Below are 17,232 nucleotides of genomic sequence, written 5' to 3'. Positions count from 1 at the left end.
ATGGAAAGACTTCACAGGCATTTTTTATCAAGGTTTTCGGCCCGTGTGCTATTCCAGATCGGGTATTGGGCGCTATATGCCCTGCTGCTTGCCGTCCTATTTTTCCTTTTGACATTATCGCAGCGCCCGTCCATGCAGTTCGCGCACTGGTGCCGGATCATGGCCGGGTTTGCGGTCATCCCGGGAGTGATCGGCTTTTATTCCTCCTATGCCTTTCTGTTTCCCTATTATCTCCGGAAGAAAAACGTCTTTAATCTCATCACGCTGGCTGCGGCAATTGCCCTGCTGGCGTCGCTGGCCGGTATGGTATGGCTAACATTCGTCGTCAGCTCCGCATTTCTGGTGAACGACGGCATTTACGGTGCGGTTGGACTGGGGCTGCCGCTCGCATTTATCGCATTGGTCAACGGTTGCATTGGTTTTGTGATCAAAGGTTTTGAATCCTGGTTTCACGACGTTAAACTGCGGGAAGAGCTCAACAAAAGGAACTATGAAATGGAGCTCGCGCTCATCAAGTCGCAGCTGGACCCGCATTTTCTTTTCAACACCATCAACAACATCGATATCCTCATTGAAAAGAACAGCGCCAAAGCGTCCGCATACCTGAACAAGCTTTCGGATATCATGCGCTTCATGTTGTACGAAACCAAAAACAGCCGGATCCCGCTGGCGCAGGAGCTCGCCTATATCGAGAAGTACATTACCTTACAAATGATCCGGACCTCGAACGATCGCGCGCTTGACTATGTGGTACAGGGAGATCCCGGACTTCAAACGATAGAGCCGATGCTGTTCATCCCTTTTATCGAAAACGCCTTCAAACACACCGATTTGAAAGTTCCAAATGCGATTACCGTCCGTTTTGTAATCGATGAAAACAAGGTCGTGTTCGAATGCAAAAATCTTCTGACGGGAAACAGGCAACCTGAAATGCACCCGGCCGGTCTCGGCAAAAAACTGATAGAAAGACGTTTGACATTGCTTTATCCGGGAAAACACCACTTGTTTATCCGTGTTGACGATCAGCAATATCAGGTTAAACTGTTGTTGGAAATATGCTCACCAAGCTTGCAGTGCTAGTGTATGGCATATTATGAATAAGGGAGGATTCAACCGGATACATCGATAGGAAGATGACTGCCTTTCCTAATGGGTGCTATCCGACCCTTGAATCCCTGGAACGTGACTTGACTTTTTCCGCAGCATTATAGAATCTATAAATCAAGTAAGCGAAAACAAAGAAAAAGATTATTGAGATGCTTAATGATGGAATATAGATTCTGGGATCATTTTCCAAACCCTTTCGAAGACTTTCTGGCGGGTCAAATCCTAATATCCACGCTTTGCGTGCCTCCGCAGCGAACTGATAGATCTGGGTGAGCGAAATCACACTAAGGATAATGGATAATATACCGAGGGAGTTTGTGCGACGCATTTCCATCTCTTTCAAAACATCCTCCTTCTTATTCTTATGACGCACTAATTCGGTACGTTTCTCGTTAATTCCGCGCTTTTCCATACCGGCATTGTAAATGCTGATTTCCGTCTCATACTGAAAAACATTTAATAGCTCAGCGTGCAAAGCTTTTGAAATCTCCGCCACTTCGTGTCGTAGCTGATGACCAAAAATCACTTTATTTCGTTTATCAAAAAACCTGTTCAAGATCCAGAGTCTACGCCAACCTGTTAACTCAGGCGGATTTTCTTCAACCAGGTATTTCTCGCCATGGTCAATCCAAAAGCTATTGTAAGCTAATACGGCGTTTGGTATAATGATATAAGGATTAATGCCGATACCATATTTGATGCTATTTGCGTATAGTTTGTTCTCGTGGCAAAAGCAACTGATTGAACTTTTATTCAAAATCAAAAAGTATGTATCCGTTGAAGCGAGCGGTACCAGCGTGTCGCCAACTTCCTCAAAAGACATCCTTTCGAAATCAAATATTCCGAGTGCTATTCCGCAAAATGAATTGAGTGCATATTCGAAGTAGGAGTTGTTATCATACAACTCATTTAATTTATCCACACCCTGATCGTTCTTTCTCGTCGATTCGTCAGAGTTGTAGTACTGATAAATAAACCTCCATTGATCATCTTGCGGGCTTGACGAGTCAGCGTGTCGTTCCCGTTCAACTAATCTTACTCTATGTTTTGGATCTCTGGAAAACCCGATCTCTGAACTATCAAGCTGAACTGCCCCGGCAAGTATTGCGCCTAACTTGCCTTGGCTTCGGTCAGCCCGGCCAGCTGTTTTCGACTTCGACCTCAGATCTGCGAGAATCGCGTTGGCGAGTGACAGAGCATCATAGTACTTTCGCCCTTGATACAGGAATTTAATGGTCAGGTCCAGGTTCCTGTTTGCGTCTACTCCAACATTCTCTTGACTCCCTGTAAAATACTTCTCAAGCTGAATGACTTCGAATTCATTAAAATAACTTTCCGGGTGAAATACGAACGTCCATATTAACTTCTTTTCAGATTCAAAATAAGTATGATTAATAAAAACTCTGGCATTCTTCTGGCGCGCTTCCTCACTTAAAACTCTGCCTTGCTCGTCCACAAAAATGAACGTTTCTTCTCGTCCCTCAGAAGTAAAATGTACTATGCCGTCAAATTCAATAGTGACCTGCTGACTATCAATGTGCTTACTAAAATAGGGTGACCTTTGAACATATCGCTGTGAAAATAAATCCTTTTCGTACGAATTAAATATCTTACAGTAATAGTTTTCCTTTAACAAAGAAATGTCATCCGGGTCTTCCTCAATAATATGAAGGGCTACCGATACTTTTGGTATTTTCAAAACCGGGCTTCTAAGCTTGGGAAATTCAACGATAGGAATATTCTCAACGCGGTCATCGATCCGATTCTTGACGGCTGCAAGATATCGCGAAGCATTTTCAGGATCAGCAGAATAGTAAAGTTCTTTCAGAAAAGTGTGGTAACTGGAGATCGCCAGCGTTTCTCTGATATTTCCGCTGGATGCGGTTGGAATGACTCCCAACAGATAATCGTCTGAGCCTGACATCGGCTCGATATAATACAAGTTGATTAACTGGCATTCCAGTTTGTTTTGCCGGAAGTAGAACTCAAATATTGACGAGTAGTGAACGTTGTTGTAGACTGCATCAATCTTTGCCTCAAAGACCAAAATAACGATCTTCCTTTTATCAAGTCTTCCGGACCTGTTGATCGCTGTATCGATATACCGTTTGAGATAGTCTATTAACCTGGTCCCTATAAGTTGCCCGTCAAATTCTTTGAGGACAAAAACATAGGTTAGCAACGCATATCCGCAAGGGTAACATTCCATGATAAGACCGCCAATGACGGCGCCATCCCTGGTATACAGGACTATGTAATTGTTGGGGATAGCATCCGCATTAAGTCTTCGAAGCAGATCATCCTTCCGCTCGCTGGTTATTTCAGGGAAAGCTATTTTGTATTGTGTGTAGAATTCATCCAGCCTGGAATTTTTGTCTAAAAGATCCGTTTCTGAACTGATGACTTCTATTTGATCGCTAGAAGGAAGGTCGAGTTTAAAAGACTTTATCATTAATAATCAGCTGCTTGGGTTTGTGAGCCAATATACAATTTCTATGCTCTTGCAGAAACGCCCACATAAAGAAAATACATCAAGTTCACAGCCGACAGCTCAATGCGTCCAATCGAATCCCTTACCTTACCACCATGCAAACACTCACACTCTCGAAAAGCCAGGCGAGAAAAATCATACTTAATGCGGCAGGCCTTGCCCGAAAGGCGCAGTTCGGCACGGGGATCGAGGCCGTTTACCGGTTGATCGACCACCTGGGTTTTGTGCAGCTGGACACGAACTACGTAGTGGAGCGGGCGCATCACCATGTGATGGCTGCCCGCATACCCGGGTACCGCACCGAATGGCTGACAGAGCTTTGCCAGGACGGCAGTATTTTCGAATATTTCGCCTCGGATGCGGGCTATTTGCCGATGCACGAATTCCGTTTCTCCCTGCCGGTCAAACATGCGTTCAAAACCCAGCGCAAGCCGCTTACTGAAAATGAGATAACCTTGATGAAACAGGTTCTCAACCGGGCGCAGCGCGAACAGACGCTGATGGTAGGTGACTTTGAAAACGATCGCGACAAGGCAAGCTCCGGTTGGTGGGACTGGCGGCCTTCCAAAGTGGCGCTCGAAAGACTGTACCTCGATGGCGAGCTGATGATCCAGCGCACAAAGACCTTTCAGAAAGTCTATACATTGCCCCAGAGTGTATTGCCAACGGATACCGACCTATCCATGCCGAGCTCCCGGGAATATGCGCGATTTGTGATCCGAAGGACGCTGGGAGCGCTTGGAATTGCCTATACGAAGGAGATAGCCTGGCGCGCCCGCCACGTGAAAGGAAACCTGGTTAAAAAAGAGCTTGAAAAAATGTTTGCAGAAGGTGAGCTAAAACAGGTTGCGATAGCCGGTTTGAAAGGGCCTTTATATATGCTGGCCAGCCAGGACGTAGATGCGCAGATATCCGATCAGATTTTCATTCTTTCGCCATTTGATATTCTGAATGTCTTCCGCCACCGTCTGAAAGACTTTTTTGACTTCGACTATCAGATCGAATGCTTCGTGCCGGCTGCAAAACGTCGGTATGGCTATTTTTCACTCCCCATACTCGCCGGGGCAACATTTATCGCGAGGATGGATGCGAAGGCAGACCGCAAGCGAAAAGAGCTGATAGTGCATAACCTGCACTTTGAGGCGGTTGAGCTGTCAGAAGTAACGTTGGGAAAGCTGGTAGATGCCCTCGGCGCATTTGCGCGGTTCAATCAGTGCCAGCAATTTGTTTTCAAAAAATCCAACAATGAGCCATACCTGGAAACGATCCTGGAAGGCCTTTTGGGGAGAACCTAGGGCCATTTAATCAACCCACAGACTTCTTATAAGCCGCCGGTGACATGTCGGTATTGGCCTTAAAAAACTTCCCGAATACAGACTGATCCGAAAAATTCAGTTGCTCGCTGACTTTCGCTACCGTGTAATCGCTGCGTTGTAACAGTACCTTGGCTTCCAGGACAATCGCCTCGTTAATCCATTGACTCGCTGATCGTCCTGTCTTTTCTTTAAGTAATTCGGAAAGATATTTGGCCGTCACATTCAGTTTATCGGCATAATAGGCGACCGCCCGCTGACTTTTGAAGTCGCGGACGAGCAGCGATTTAAAGTTGGCGATCAATGCCGGTGTTCCCTGGTCTTCGGGAACCGCGGTAATGCAGCTGCGCATTACGGAATCAAATTCGTGGATCAGGATATTGACATAGCTTTTGATCAGCTGCGATTCGTGGAGATGTTTTTCGGATAAAACCGTCCGGATTTGCTCGTAGAGTGAGGTAAATCTCTTCTCCTGGCTGACGTCGACCCGGAAAAAGCTTGGCCGGTTTTGTTCAAAAAATTGAAATTTCGAAAGAAAAAACACATCCGGGAGGTCGCTCAGAAAAAATCTCCCCGTAAAAAACACGACGTCGAGCAGCGGCTCCTGATCCCCCCTTTCAAACTGCCGGATTACGTGGGGCCCCATAGCGAACAAACAAGGGGCTGCAAGTTCCACCCTTTCAAGACCGCCATGTAACACGAACGTGCCTTTCCGCAGGAATGCGATCGCGTAAGTTTCGGTACGGAATGGCTCCGACTCGTACATGCCAAAAGAATCCTCTCGAACGAAAAAGTAATCGTGCGGGACTTCGTCGGTGCGGAAGAAGCTTTGCAGCTGCCCGATATTGTATTGAGGTATTGGCTTCATGAGTTACGTGTAGGTTTGCAAATATCCGCAGAACCGACCAAAAGTGCCGAAATATCGACGATTAAAAGTGGTCGTGCGTGGGGAAATTTGCATCATAAAAGGTCCTCCCCGGACTAAAAGACGAACATGATGAATACTATAATTCCCAAAAAAGCCCCGGTCATCATACTGGCAAGCATACTGTCTTTGGCAGTATTGTCGGGGTCGGCGCTTGCCCAGCCGCTGCCGCTCACGTTGGAGGAAGCCATTGAAAAGGCCAGGACACAGAACCAGGCCGTCGCTGCCAGCAAACAACAGGAGAATGCAAGTGCGGCGGAGCACCAGGATGCCAAAAACGCGATACTTCCCCAATGGTCGTTCGGTGCAGAGTACGACCGCTATTCAAAACTGACGCTTTTCGAAGACGGCTTGTCGGATTCACATTCGCTCACGCGCAGGCCCAGCCCGAACGGCGTAAACGCAGGCACGCGTGCGGAGTTCACCTTATATTCGGGCGGGCGGCAGCGGACATTTATCGAAGAAGCGGGAATCCGGACACGGATCGAGAAGATCAATACGACGGATATCCAGGGCAATGTAGCATTGCAAACCGTGGTGCAATACATGGAAATGGTGCGGCTGAACAAGCTGGATTCCCTGATCGGCGAGCAAATCAAGCGCGCTGAGATCCGGTTGAAAAACATTACCGCCCTATTCAACAACGAGCGGGTCACGAAAACGGACCTGCTCCGTGCGCAGGTGGTACTTTCGGCCAATAAGCTCAACAGGGAGCAGGCCGCCAACGACCTTGCCATCGCGAACTATCGCCTGAATGTGCTCCTGAACCTGCCGGATTCTACCAAAATACTACCCCGGAACCCTGCGGAAATGCAGACCGGGCGCTCCTATGCAACGGAGCCTATGCTTCATCAACCAAACAATTCCTACGTCCTGCAACGATTTGGCGAAAATATCCGGTTGCAGGAGTCGCGCATTCGCCTCATTAAAAGCAGCTACTACCCTACTGTCCAGCTGGTGGGCGCCTATGGGCTCAATTATCCCAATACCCTGTTCTTTCCCCCGGTTGCCCAATGGTATTCGGTAGGTTATGTGGGAATTAAAACCGGGATTCATCTCTCTGCCTTCTACCACTCGAAGCAGAAAATGGCGGCGGCCCGTTCGCGCCTCGCGGGAATGTACCTGCAACAGCAGGTGATTTCGGATCAGGTGGGAACGGAAATCAGTTCGGCACAGATCAAGTACCGCGAGTCGCTGAGCCGGATCCGGGTTGCAGAGGAATCCATCGAGCAAACGCGCACCAATCTTCGGATAACCAATACAAAGTACCTGAATCAGACGGCGCTGCTTACCGACCTGCTCGATGCCGATAACCTGTTTCTGGAATCCAATTACAACCTGGTCAGGGCACACGCCGACGAGCGGGTATTCTACTACAAACTGCTCTATGCACAAGGCCAATTATAAACCATCCCACCATCACAACCATGGAAACTGCCGTTAAGAAAAAGAAATCCATAATCAACCTGACCATCACCGCGGTTACGCTGGTTTTTATAACAGGAACCCTGTATTATCTGAGCAAATATTTTTTCAAACAAAGCCAATCGGAAGAGACCAACGATGCACAGGTTGAAGCCTACGTGAACCCGGTCTCCGCCCGCGTGGGTGGCTACATTGCCAAAATACGCTTTGAAGAGAATGCGATCGTCAACCGCGGCGACACGCTGATCGTCCTGGACGACCGCGAGTACCGCATCCGCGTGGCCGAAGCGGAAGCGGCACTCGAAGACTCGCGTGCGCAACTGGTGGTACTGCACGCGTCCATCCGCGCGTCGCGTACAGCCACCACCGTCAATGAGGATCAGATACTATCCGCCAAGGCGAGGCTCTGGCAGCAGGAGCAGGATATGAAGCGCTTTCGTAACCTGTTGCAGGAAGAAGCGGTTACCGGTCAGGAGTTCGAGCAGGTAAAGGCAAGGTATGATGTCGCTTCGAACGATTACAATGCTTCGCAGCATACACTTACCACGAGCTTTTCGCGGATTAAGGAACTGGAAGCGCGTGAGGCATTGCTGCTGGCCGATATCAAACGCAAAACCGCGCAACTCGATTTCGCAAGGGTCAACCTCAGCTACACGGTGGTAACGGCACCTTTTACAGGCAGACTAGGCCGCCGGACCATTCATGAAGGCCTGCAAATCCAGCCGGGGCAGCCACTGGTATCGATCATTAACGAGGGTAATAAATGGGTAACCGCTAACTATAAGGAAACCCAGGTTGCTGGCATGCAGCCAGGCCAGGCAGTCAGCATTGCATTGGACGCATTGCCGGGCAAGACCTACCACGGCGTGATCGAATCGATCTCCGGCGCTACCGGTTCGAAGTTTACATTGCTGCCTCCCGACAATTCCACCGGCAATTTTGTAAAAATCACCCAGCGTGTTCCGGTGAAGATCATCCTCACCGATCAGGATCTTAATGCAGTGAAGGTAGGAATGAATGCGACCGTGTCGATCGCGAAAGCACCACAGCCATGACGAGCCCACAATATTTCCAAAATTGGGCAATGCGTTACCGGCCGCTCCTGTACATCCTGCTGCTGGTGATGCTGCTAGTCGGACTTGCGCCATTCGGATTGTTCGCATTGAACCAGACCTATGTCATCGCGGCATTCGGTGCACAGCCGGAAGACGTCAGCTTCGCCGTTCAGATCACCTACGTCGGCATTATTGCATTGCTACCCATTCAATTCCGGTTATTGCGTTACTTCGAGGCCCGGAGTTACCTGATCACGATCATGGTGCTGGCGATAGGAATGAGCTTTCTGAGCATGCAGGTGCGCGATATCCATGTTTTTATGGTGCTCCGGCTCCTGACCGGCTTCCTCACAGCCGCATTTGGTGGGCGCATGCTCACCTTGATTTTCGGTTTGCTGAAACCGGGTTCCGGACAAATTATCGGTTCCACCATGTTCTATGGCTCGGCGTTGGGAGGCATTACCATTGCCGGACTTGCCACCGCCGCCGTGGCCGACCAAATGGAATGGCAGCATATCTACCTGTTTTTAATGCTTGCCCAAATCCTGTGCCTGGTGCTCATGCTGCTTATTTTCAGAAGCCACTCCGGCGCAAAACCTTACCCGCTGTACCAGGTTGACTGGGTTAGCTTCCTGCTCGCCACCGGCATCCTCACTTTAACGGTTTATGTGTTTCTCTACGGCCCGAGATACTATTGGTTAAGTGATCCGCGCATTGTAGCGGCTGCCTCCGGCGCTTTGGTGAGCGTCATTTTGTTTGTGTTTCGCCAAAGTCACAGCAAGCGTCCCTACCTTCATCTGCATATTTTCAAATCGGGCCAGTTCCTGCTCGGCATATTACTGCTCACGCTTTTTTACGGCATGAAAGACACGATCATCCTGATCTACGGCTTAACGGGCGGCGTGCTCAAATGGAACAGCAATGATGTTATGCAGCTAGCCGCCGTAAACCTTACCGGCCTGGTTACCGCAATGGCTTGCACCGCCTGGCTGATGCTCCGGCTCGACAAGAAAAGGCCGCTGGTGATGGTGGCCGGTTTTGGCGTCATGCTGGGTTATCACTGGTGGATGTACCAGCTATTCAGCACCGATTTATCTTTCAGCGACCTGGCATTGCCCGTGTTCATGCAAGGCGTGGCGTGCGGAATGCTCTTCGTCCCGCTTGTAGGCTTCTCCCTCGCAGCTTTGCCTTCCTATACCGGATTTGCGGGCATTACCGTCGCCGCTATGGCACGGCTTGCTGCCGGGCTGAACAGCAGTGCCGGACTTTACACGTTGCAGTTGTTTTACAATCAGTCCAACAAAGAGAATTTCCTCGCATTCCTTTCTGATACGAATTTCCTTTTTACCGAGCGGTCGGCCGCATACACGCGGCTGTTTGCATCCCAGGGCTTCGCGCCGGAGCAGGCTGCTAGTTTGGGTAAAAGCATATTGTTCAGGAATACCCTGGTACAGAGCCAGCTTTTGACCAACATGGCCATTTTCAAGATCGTTGCCATCATTTCGGGCATTATTATTACCTGCCTGCTGATGATGGTGATTGTAAAAAGCCTGAAAGCGGGAAGAAGTCACGAAACCTGAACCTTTTCGGCCAGTACCTTGCCACTTTCGAGTTCTGTGCCGGTCAGTTCGATGTACTCGATCTGAGGCGCCAGTTTCGTCCCGCCCATTATCCGGATAAAAACCCGGTTGAGTGTGCAAGATTTGTTATTGATGCGGGTGTAAATGCGAAACTTCCCGGCGCTATCCTTTCGGAGGTAAAGTAACCGTTTTGAGCAAGCGGCCAGGGTTACTTCGTACTCCTCCGTTCCACGATTACGCACCTTGATTCCATAAGCAAATTTCCTTTGTACGTAATTTAATGGCGCACGCTCCCCGTTTTCTTCGGATTTCAGCCAAAACATATCGATTGGAGCGCGGGCATTCAGCTTGCCGCTCTTGTCCAAATTGGGAACGTAGCAAACGGTGTTTGCATTGAGGTCGCGCTGAATGTAAAACAAGAGGTCGGGTATCCCGGTCGGCACAGGGAACGTATCCTGCAATGGGTTCCGTAAAATACCATTTCCATTCCAAAGCGGATCGAGCGCCCCGACGAACGACAGCAGGATTAGCAAGATAATTGTTTTCATAGCATTTGTGTCGATTGGTCCCTGTCCGGGATGCTATCAACGCGTCAAAGTAAATGCCAGCGCCGGGCGTGGGTCCAAACTGCCCCTGCTAGTGACTGAGGCACCTGCGAGGTCGGTTCAGCGAGACGAAGGCTTGTATTAATCCAGAAGAAACTCCGAAAAATTGGAGGTAAACAGCGGCTTTTCGGGACTTTCCACCGAGGGAAATATTTTTTCGCCCGAGAGGAAAATTTGGTCCGGGAATGGCTATGTGCCTGGCTGACTGCGAAAACGGGCGGGTTTGGGCACACACGAGGGCCGTCTATCCATTTCCCGATACCCGTGTGGCAGGTGCTTTGCCTTATATGTTTCCTGACAAGCAAAGCTCAATTGAGTACCACTACGATGGGAAAGCATCAGGAAGACCACTTTCATTACAAATCATGGCTCGTCATCGTGGGGCTCACCGTCATTGCCCTGCGAACCAATGCACAAACCCGGTTGTCGCTGGACCAGGCTCTTGCCCTTGCCCGGGAAAATAATCAATGGAACAAAATCGCCTATCAGGAACAGCTGGTAAGCATTGCAGATTACAACGACAGCAGGAATGCGATTTTACCCCAAATAACCATGGGCGCGTTCTACCAGCGGTTCAGCAAGGTTACCTTGTTTTCGGATGGGCTTTGGGATTCGCGGAGCATTACCCGCATACCCGGCCCCAACAGTGCCGGCACCAGCGTCGAAGCATCTATGAACCTCTACACGGGTGGCCGTCAGAAAACGCAGATCCAGGAGCAAAAACAGCGTAGCGACCTCGCAGCATTGAACCTGCTCGAACAGGAGAGCAGCATCAGCTTGCAGGTGTGTGTGCAGTATTTTGAATTGGTAAATAGTATTGAACAGCAAAAACTGGTTGGCGAGCAACTCGCCCGGGCCGAAACCCGGCTGAACAACATCCGGGTATTGTACAAGAATACAAGAGTTACCCGAAACGATGTGCTTAGATCGGAAGTGGTGCTGGCCAATGTGCAGCTGCTGGCCGAGAAAGTAATGAACGACCGCCGCATTATTGCCAACCGGTTGAAATTACTATTGAACAAAAAAGACGAGGAAGATATCGTACCGACAGATTCGGCTCGGATTGCCCTGCCAATCACCATGCCGCCATCGGCCGATCAATACGGCTCGGCTGGATCATCTTTCCTGGTCAGGAAGGCGATGATAGCGGAGGAGATTTCACAAACCCGGCTTACGCTGGTAAGAAGCAATTACAGGCCGACGCTGGCGCTGTTCGGAGCTTATAACTTATCGTATCCTAATAACCTTTTTTTCCCGCCTGTGGATCAGGCCTATTCCGTCGGGTTTGTCGGGCTGAGAGTGCAGTATCAGCTATCGTCGCTTTATCACAACAAATACAAGGAATCGGCTGCGACCGTCAGGATCCAGATCGCGAAACAGGCGGAGCAGAACGTGGCAGACAATGTGACCGACCAGATTACCGCACTCTACATCAAATACCAGGAATCTTTGACCAGAATTGCCGTCGCAAAGAGAACCATTGAGCAAACCGAGGACAATTACCGGATCGTAAGCACCAGATACTATAACCAACTGGCGCTGTTGATCGACCTCCTGGATGCCGATAACCTATTTCAGGAGTCGAAGTATAGCCTCGTACGTGCGCAGGTGGACGCGCTCAACTATTACCACCAGCTTCGCTTCGCGCAGGGAACATTATAACCTATTCAATTCAGAAAACATGACAACTTCTTCCAAAAGCCCCATTGGCCGGTTACTCACAAACGGAGCCGCGCTCCTGTTGATCCTGGCCATATTAAGCTACACTTCGGACTACATGATACGGAGCAATGAATTTGCAGAAACAAATGATGCTCAGGTGGAAGCCTATATCAACCCCATTTCGGCGCGTGCCGGCGGATACATTCAGCGGGTCCTTTACACCGAACATCAGCAAGTCAAAAAGGGCGATACCCTGATAGTCATCGATGACCGGGAATATCGCGCCAAACTGCTCGAAGCCGAAGCGACACTCGAAGACGCGGAAGCGCAGTTAACCGTACTTTCGGCGGGCATCCAGGCCGCCCACATCGGGGCTTTGGTTAACAGACACCAAATTCGCGGCGCGAATGCGCGGCTGACGCAGCAACGCAAAGACCTGGCCCGCTACCAGAATCTGATTGATGAAGAGGCCGTTACCGGGCAGGAACTGGAACAGATTACCGCACGCCACGACGTGGCAGCAAGCGAGTTCAGCAGCGCGGAAGAAAATCTCAAATCCACATATGCAAGAATAGCGGAACTTGAAAGCCGGAGGGCATTGATCCTGGCCGATATCAAAAAGAAGCAAGCACAACTCACATTCGCCAGAATAAATCTTGGATACACAGTGATCACGGCACCCTATGACGGGCAGGTGGGCAGAAAGACCATTATCGAAGGCCAGCAAATCCAGCCGGGCCAGCCGCTCGTGTCCATTGTGAACAAGAAAGAAAAATGGGTTACGGCCAATTTCAAAGAGACCCAGCTGGGACATTTGTACATCGGGCAGGACGTTTCCATCGCGGTCGACGGCCTGAACGGCAAGCGGTATTATGGACAAGTCGAAGCGATTTCACCCAGTACCGGCTCCAAATTCTCCCTTTTGCCGCCGGATAATTCGACCGGAAACTTTGTAAAGGTTGTTCAACGGATTCCTGTGAAAATCAAACTTACACGGGGCGATGTGGACTTACTGAGAGCGGGAATGAGTGTAATCGTGTCTGCCCAAAAAGTATCACGCCAATGAGAACGCCCACTTACTTCAAGCCCTGGGCCCTGCAATGGCCACTAGGAATCCGAATCGCGCTGGTTTTTATCCTGGCAACCGGCACCGTGCAGTTCGTCGTGTTCGGAATGACGCAGAATTATGTAATGGCCTATTTTGGGGCCGAGCCTCAGGATGTGTCGTTTGCATTGCAAATAACCTATTGCGGCATCGTCGCTGCGCTACCCTTCCAGTTTCGGTTTGTACGTTACTTCGAGACCCGGAATATGCTGGCGACCGCGCTTTTAGCGAGTATCCTGCTGAGTGTGAGCCACCTATTTGTGAGCGACATTTATGTATTTATCTTCCTTCGCCTGCTCACCGGCTTCGCAGTCAGCGTCATTGCCGCATCGGCACTGACGCTCATATTCTCCGTTCTTCCGCCTGCTAAAATCCCGACGGTGGGCCTATCGATGTTTTTCGGGACTGTGCTGTGTTCGGGTGTGATTATCGGGATACTTTCCGGCTGGGTGGTGAGCAATATCGAGTGGACGAATATTTACTACTATATGACCATGATCCAATGCAGCACGCTTGTGCTGGTGTTTTTGATATTGAACCCGACAAACAATTTAAAAAAATACCCGCTGTACCAACTCGACTGGACAAGCGCCACTTTGAACCTGGTTGCGCTGGTATCTTTTGCATACACGATACTTTATGGTCCGTCCAAAGACTGGTTTGATGATCCGGTCATCCTTTGCTCATCCGTTGTCTCGGCTAATTCATTCGGGCTCTTGTTGTACCGGCAGTCGTTCTTAAAGCGGCCGTACATTCACCTGGACACATTCAAGTCGCCCAGTTTCTACATTGGCATTATCCTGCTCATACTATTTTATGTAGTGAAAGACAGCCTGAACATCGTCTATGCATATAGCTCGGCCATATTGCAATGGCCGATTGAGCGGTTGATCATGCTGGCCCTTACCAATGTTGCCGGCATTGTGCTAGGTATCTGGATAATGGCGTTGCCCGTGGTTTTGAAAACTGTTGCAAACAAGTATGCATTCTTAGCCGGCTTTTCCCTCATGCTGGCCTACCATTTGTGGATGTATTTCAGCTATTCCAGCGATATTTCATTCAATCAGCTGATCATCCCCGTTTTCCTGCAAGGCACCGCATGTGGTGTTTTGTTTGTGCCAATTGTCCGGTTCGTCGTATCAACGGCCCCGATGTACACCGGCGTTTCGGCTACGGTGATGGCTACCATGGCCCGGTTTGCATCGTCGGTGATCAGCATTTCGGCATTCTTCTCCATGCAGCGGTATTACAACCTCCTCAACAAGCAGGCGCTTTTAAGAAACCTGACCGACTTTGACCAGAACTTTACGGCAACCATTACCCAGAATGTCGCATTGTACGAGTCCCTGGGATTTCCGGGAGCGCAGGCGCGGACATTGGCTTTTGTGGAAGTAAGTAAAAGTTTAGCCGTTCAGAGCCAGCTGCGATCTAATATGAATGTCTTTATGATCATGATATGCATTCTGATCCTGCTCCTTGCAGTAATCTGTTTTGCACCGCCCATCTTCAAACTGGGCCAGAGTTTACTCGCACGCAAGGACGGCCAGTGATCCGCCAGGGCTGGTCAGGCGGGGATTCTCGATGCCTTATCTTCGAAAAACGTGAGGCTGATCTGCACGCCTTCCTGCTGCGTAATGCTCAAAGTACCGTCTATCTGCTCGCTCAATCCACGGATAAGGCTCATACCCAGCGTGCGGCTCAGATTAGGATTCAGATTCGCCGGAAACCCGGCCCCGTCATCTGCAATCACAAGCCGGTAAGTTCTGTATCCTTGCTCTTTAAATTCAATTCGCAAAGTACCCGACCGGCCTCCCGGAAAAGCATATTTAAGGGAATTGGTCACCGCCTCGTTCAGGATCAACCCCAACGGTACGGCAAATGCAATGTCCAGGTCCACGAGGTCTATATCAAACTCCCGGCGGATAATGGTACCGCGATCAAATGAATTGGTGAGATAGTCGACAATTTCCCGAATGTAATCGTCCATCGGAACACTGGACAGCCGGTCGGTCTGGTAGAGTTTCTGGTGAATCAATGCCATCGCATGCACGCGGTTCTGGCTCTCCCGGATTGCGGCGAAAGCCTCCTTATCTTTCAGGAACGACCCTTGCGAATGCAGCAGGCTTGTGATGATTTGAAGGTTGTTCTTCACGCGGTGGTGCATTTCTCTCAACATCCATTCGCGCTCTTCCAGGAGCCGGTCCTTATCCGTCAGCAATTGCTCCCTGTCGACCAGCAAATGGTCTTTCTCCTCCACAATCAGTTGGAGATCATGGTTTTTACGGTTGATTTCGACCTGCTTCGCTTCCAGCAGCCCATTGATATGCTTTTTTACCCGGTAACCCTTGAACCCCAGGCCGAGCAACAGGATCAGCAGCACAGCCCCCGCGAAAATACCGTTCCGGATATACGTAGCCTGCCGCAACTGGTTTTGTTGCAGCCTGCTCTTTTCCGTTAATAGTTGAATGGCCTGTTCTTTAAGCCTCAGATCCTGATCTTTTTTCCCGGTTTCGTACTGGATGCTCAGTTGCGTGATCTGTTTGCTTTTTGTCTCGTTGAAAACCGAATCATTCAATGCTTTGAACTTCTGATAATGCGTGATGGCCGACCGGTAATTGCCACGGGCCGAATCCACTTTGAAGCGCATCCAGTAAATTTCAATCTGATGGCTCGGAATAATCTTTTTCGCGGGAGCAGCGAGTAACTGGGTCAGATATGGGGATGCTTTTTCAAACCGACCGTGCGCTGTATAAAACTGGCTGATCTTCCGCCACGCCGCATACCGGAATCCCGAGGTGATCTCCTCGCTCCATGCCACGCTTCGGAGGTAATAGGTCTCGGCGACATGGTATTGATTCAGCGCATCGTAACAGGCGCCGAAGGATTGGGCCAGAAGCATTACATCTTCGTAGGTATAGGGCAGATTTTTGCGCACCACATCCTGCAAAAACCGCAACGCCTCCCGCGGCTTTCCCTGTTTCAGCAGGGTGATAGCCATCCGGTTGGCGAGTGCCGTTTGCACCATAAATTCTCCCTTTTTACGGCTGAGCGCCAGGGATTTCTGATAATAGATTATGCTTTTCTCGAATTGCCCCAGCTCATAATAGGCATTGCCCAACCTGTAATACGCATAGTCCAGCTCGTCGGGCTCGCCGCTTTCCTCGGCATCCCTGACGACTTTAAGAATGTAAAAGAGTTTCTGGTTTAAATCACCCTTGGCCTGGCTGATATCCGACAAAAAATAGTAGGCATTGGACAAATAGCCGTATTCACCCGGCATTTTGTAAACACTTGCCCCGGCCAGTGCATGGTAGGCGTCGGTCAACGGCTTTGAACCGATTTTGTTTTGAATGGCCAGCACTTGCAATGCTTTGCTTTCGGCCTCGCGGGTATCTCCCGCATGCAGCTGGAAATCCTGGTAACCCATTTCCATCAGTATAAGCATTTGCTGCGACTGGTCACCGGTCTCGCGTGCGAGCGTCAGCGCCCGCTCCAATGCGGTCCGGTTTTCACGGCAATCGTCGCAAAAAACCGTAGTCGACATCCTGAGCAGCGCGCTGATTTCCCCGGCCTTGTCGCCCCGCTTCCGGCCTTCCCGGACCACCTTCATAAAATAGGCTTTGCCTTCCGGCCAATTGTTACCCAGCAAATAGGTAATGCCGATCAGGCTCTGGCTTTCTTCGAGCCACTTCTGATTACCTAGCCTGGCACTGATCGTTTCTGCCTGCTGAAAAAGTAAACGTGCGCTATCCCGGTCGGCTTTTCGGGTGTAGGTTGGCCGGAGCTTCTTTTTACCCAGTGCGACTAACGCTTTGATCTGATGGGTATCGGGTTTGGCAACGGAAGGGTGGATGGGTTGCGCCCGCGTCGGAAAGCCTCCAAAGCCAAGCCATGCTATCAGCAAAATAAGACGGACCGATCCGGGGCGGGGCATAGTGAGTTTCACGAAATTTACCGTTTGTCG

At 49.9% G+C, this 17,232-nt stretch carries 12 protein-coding genes; 8 read left to right on the top strand and 4 right to left on the bottom strand.

The features are described 5' to 3' along the window. A complete protein-coding gene (locus BLQ88_RS01295; protein WP_090145935.1) occupies nucleotides 1–1,080 on the top strand; it encodes a sensor histidine kinase in 1,080 nt (359 codons plus the stop codon). Between the two features lie 76 nt (nucleotides 1,081–1,156). Here the strand turns inward: BLQ88_RS01295 and BLQ88_RS01290 are convergent, their stop codons facing one another. After that, nucleotides 1,157–3,559: a GNAT family N-acetyltransferase gene (locus BLQ88_RS01290; protein ID WP_090145933.1), complete on the bottom strand. Its 2,403-nt coding sequence runs from the start codon at nucleotides 3,557–3,559 to the stop codon at nucleotides 1,157–1,159. Between the two features lie 134 nt (nucleotides 3,560–3,693). Here BLQ88_RS01290 and BLQ88_RS01285 point away from each other — a divergent pair, with 134 nt between their 5' ends. Beyond that, nucleotides 3,694–4,893, top strand: coding sequence for a winged helix-turn-helix domain-containing protein (locus BLQ88_RS01285; protein WP_090145931.1), 1,200 nt, complete (start codon nucleotides 3,694–3,696; stop codon nucleotides 4,891–4,893). Between the two features lie 10 nt (nucleotides 4,894–4,903). Here the strand turns inward: BLQ88_RS01285 and BLQ88_RS01280 are convergent, their stop codons facing one another. Then, nucleotides 4,904–5,779: a helix-turn-helix domain-containing protein gene (locus BLQ88_RS01280; RefSeq protein WP_090145930.1), complete on the bottom strand. Its 876-nt coding sequence runs from the start codon at nucleotides 5,777–5,779 to the stop codon at nucleotides 4,904–4,906. A 126-nt stretch (nucleotides 5,780–5,905) separates the two neighbouring features. Between BLQ88_RS01280 and BLQ88_RS01275 the strand changes: the two genes are divergently transcribed. Genes BLQ88_RS01275 through BLQ88_RS01265 form a run of 3 tightly spaced genes read left to right on the top strand, consistent with a single transcriptional unit; the run spans nucleotide 5,906 to nucleotide 9,896 of the window. Further along, entirely contained in the window at nucleotides 5,906–7,243 is a 1,338-nt protein-coding gene (locus BLQ88_RS01275; RefSeq protein WP_090145928.1) for a TolC family protein, read from the top strand. 20 nt (nucleotides 7,244–7,263) lie between these two features. Next, nucleotides 7,264–8,316 (top strand): HlyD family secretion protein, encoded by a 1,053-nt coding sequence (locus BLQ88_RS01270; RefSeq protein WP_090145926.1) that lies wholly within the window; start codon nucleotides 7,264–7,266, stop codon nucleotides 8,314–8,316. Continuing rightward, nucleotides 8,313–9,896: an efflux MFS transporter permease gene (locus BLQ88_RS01265; RefSeq protein ID WP_143016774.1), complete on the top strand. Its 1,584-nt coding sequence runs from the start codon at nucleotides 8,313–8,315 to the stop codon at nucleotides 9,894–9,896. Before BLQ88_RS01270 ends, BLQ88_RS01265 begins: the two co-directional genes overlap by 4 nt. Here BLQ88_RS01265 and BLQ88_RS01260 read toward each other — a convergent pair. Beyond that, on the bottom strand, nucleotides 9,884–10,444 hold the full coding sequence (locus tag BLQ88_RS01260; protein WP_090145922.1) for a DUF4833 domain-containing protein: 561 nt from the start codon (nucleotides 10,442–10,444) through the stop codon (nucleotides 9,884–9,886). The genes BLQ88_RS01265 and BLQ88_RS01260 overlap by 13 nt on opposite strands. A 369-nt stretch (nucleotides 10,445–10,813) precedes the next feature. Between BLQ88_RS01260 and BLQ88_RS01255 the strand changes: the two genes are divergently transcribed. Genes BLQ88_RS01255 through BLQ88_RS01245 form a run of 3 tightly spaced genes read left to right on the top strand, consistent with a single transcriptional unit; the run spans nucleotide 10,814 to nucleotide 14,818 of the window. Then, a complete protein-coding gene (locus BLQ88_RS01255) occupies nucleotides 10,814–12,163 on the top strand; it encodes a TolC family protein (RefSeq protein WP_143016773.1) in 1,350 nt (449 codons plus the stop codon). 19 nt (nucleotides 12,164–12,182) lie between these two features. After that, entirely contained in the window at nucleotides 12,183–13,229 is a 1,047-nt protein-coding gene (locus tag BLQ88_RS01250; protein WP_090145918.1) for an HlyD family secretion protein, read from the top strand. Continuing rightward, complete coding sequence (locus BLQ88_RS01245) at nucleotides 13,226–14,818, top strand: MFS transporter (protein WP_090145916.1); 1,593 nt, start codon at nucleotides 13,226–13,228, stop codon at nucleotides 14,816–14,818. Before BLQ88_RS01250 ends, BLQ88_RS01245 begins: the two co-directional genes overlap by 4 nt. Nucleotides 14,819–14,832: 14 nt before the next feature. Here the strand turns inward: BLQ88_RS01245 and BLQ88_RS01240 are convergent, their stop codons facing one another. Further along, nucleotides 14,833–17,214, bottom strand: coding sequence for a histidine kinase dimerization/phosphoacceptor domain -containing protein (locus tag BLQ88_RS01240; protein ID WP_143016772.1), 2,382 nt, complete (start codon nucleotides 17,212–17,214; stop codon nucleotides 14,833–14,835). Nucleotides 17,215–17,232 lie beyond the last annotated feature (18 nt).

The sequence above is a fragment of the Dyadobacter soli genome, from assembly GCF_900101885.1.
GTDB classification, from domain to species: Bacteria; Bacteroidota; Bacteroidia; order Cytophagales; family Spirosomataceae; genus Dyadobacter; species Dyadobacter soli.
This window is presented reverse-complemented; position numbering and strand designations above follow the sequence as displayed.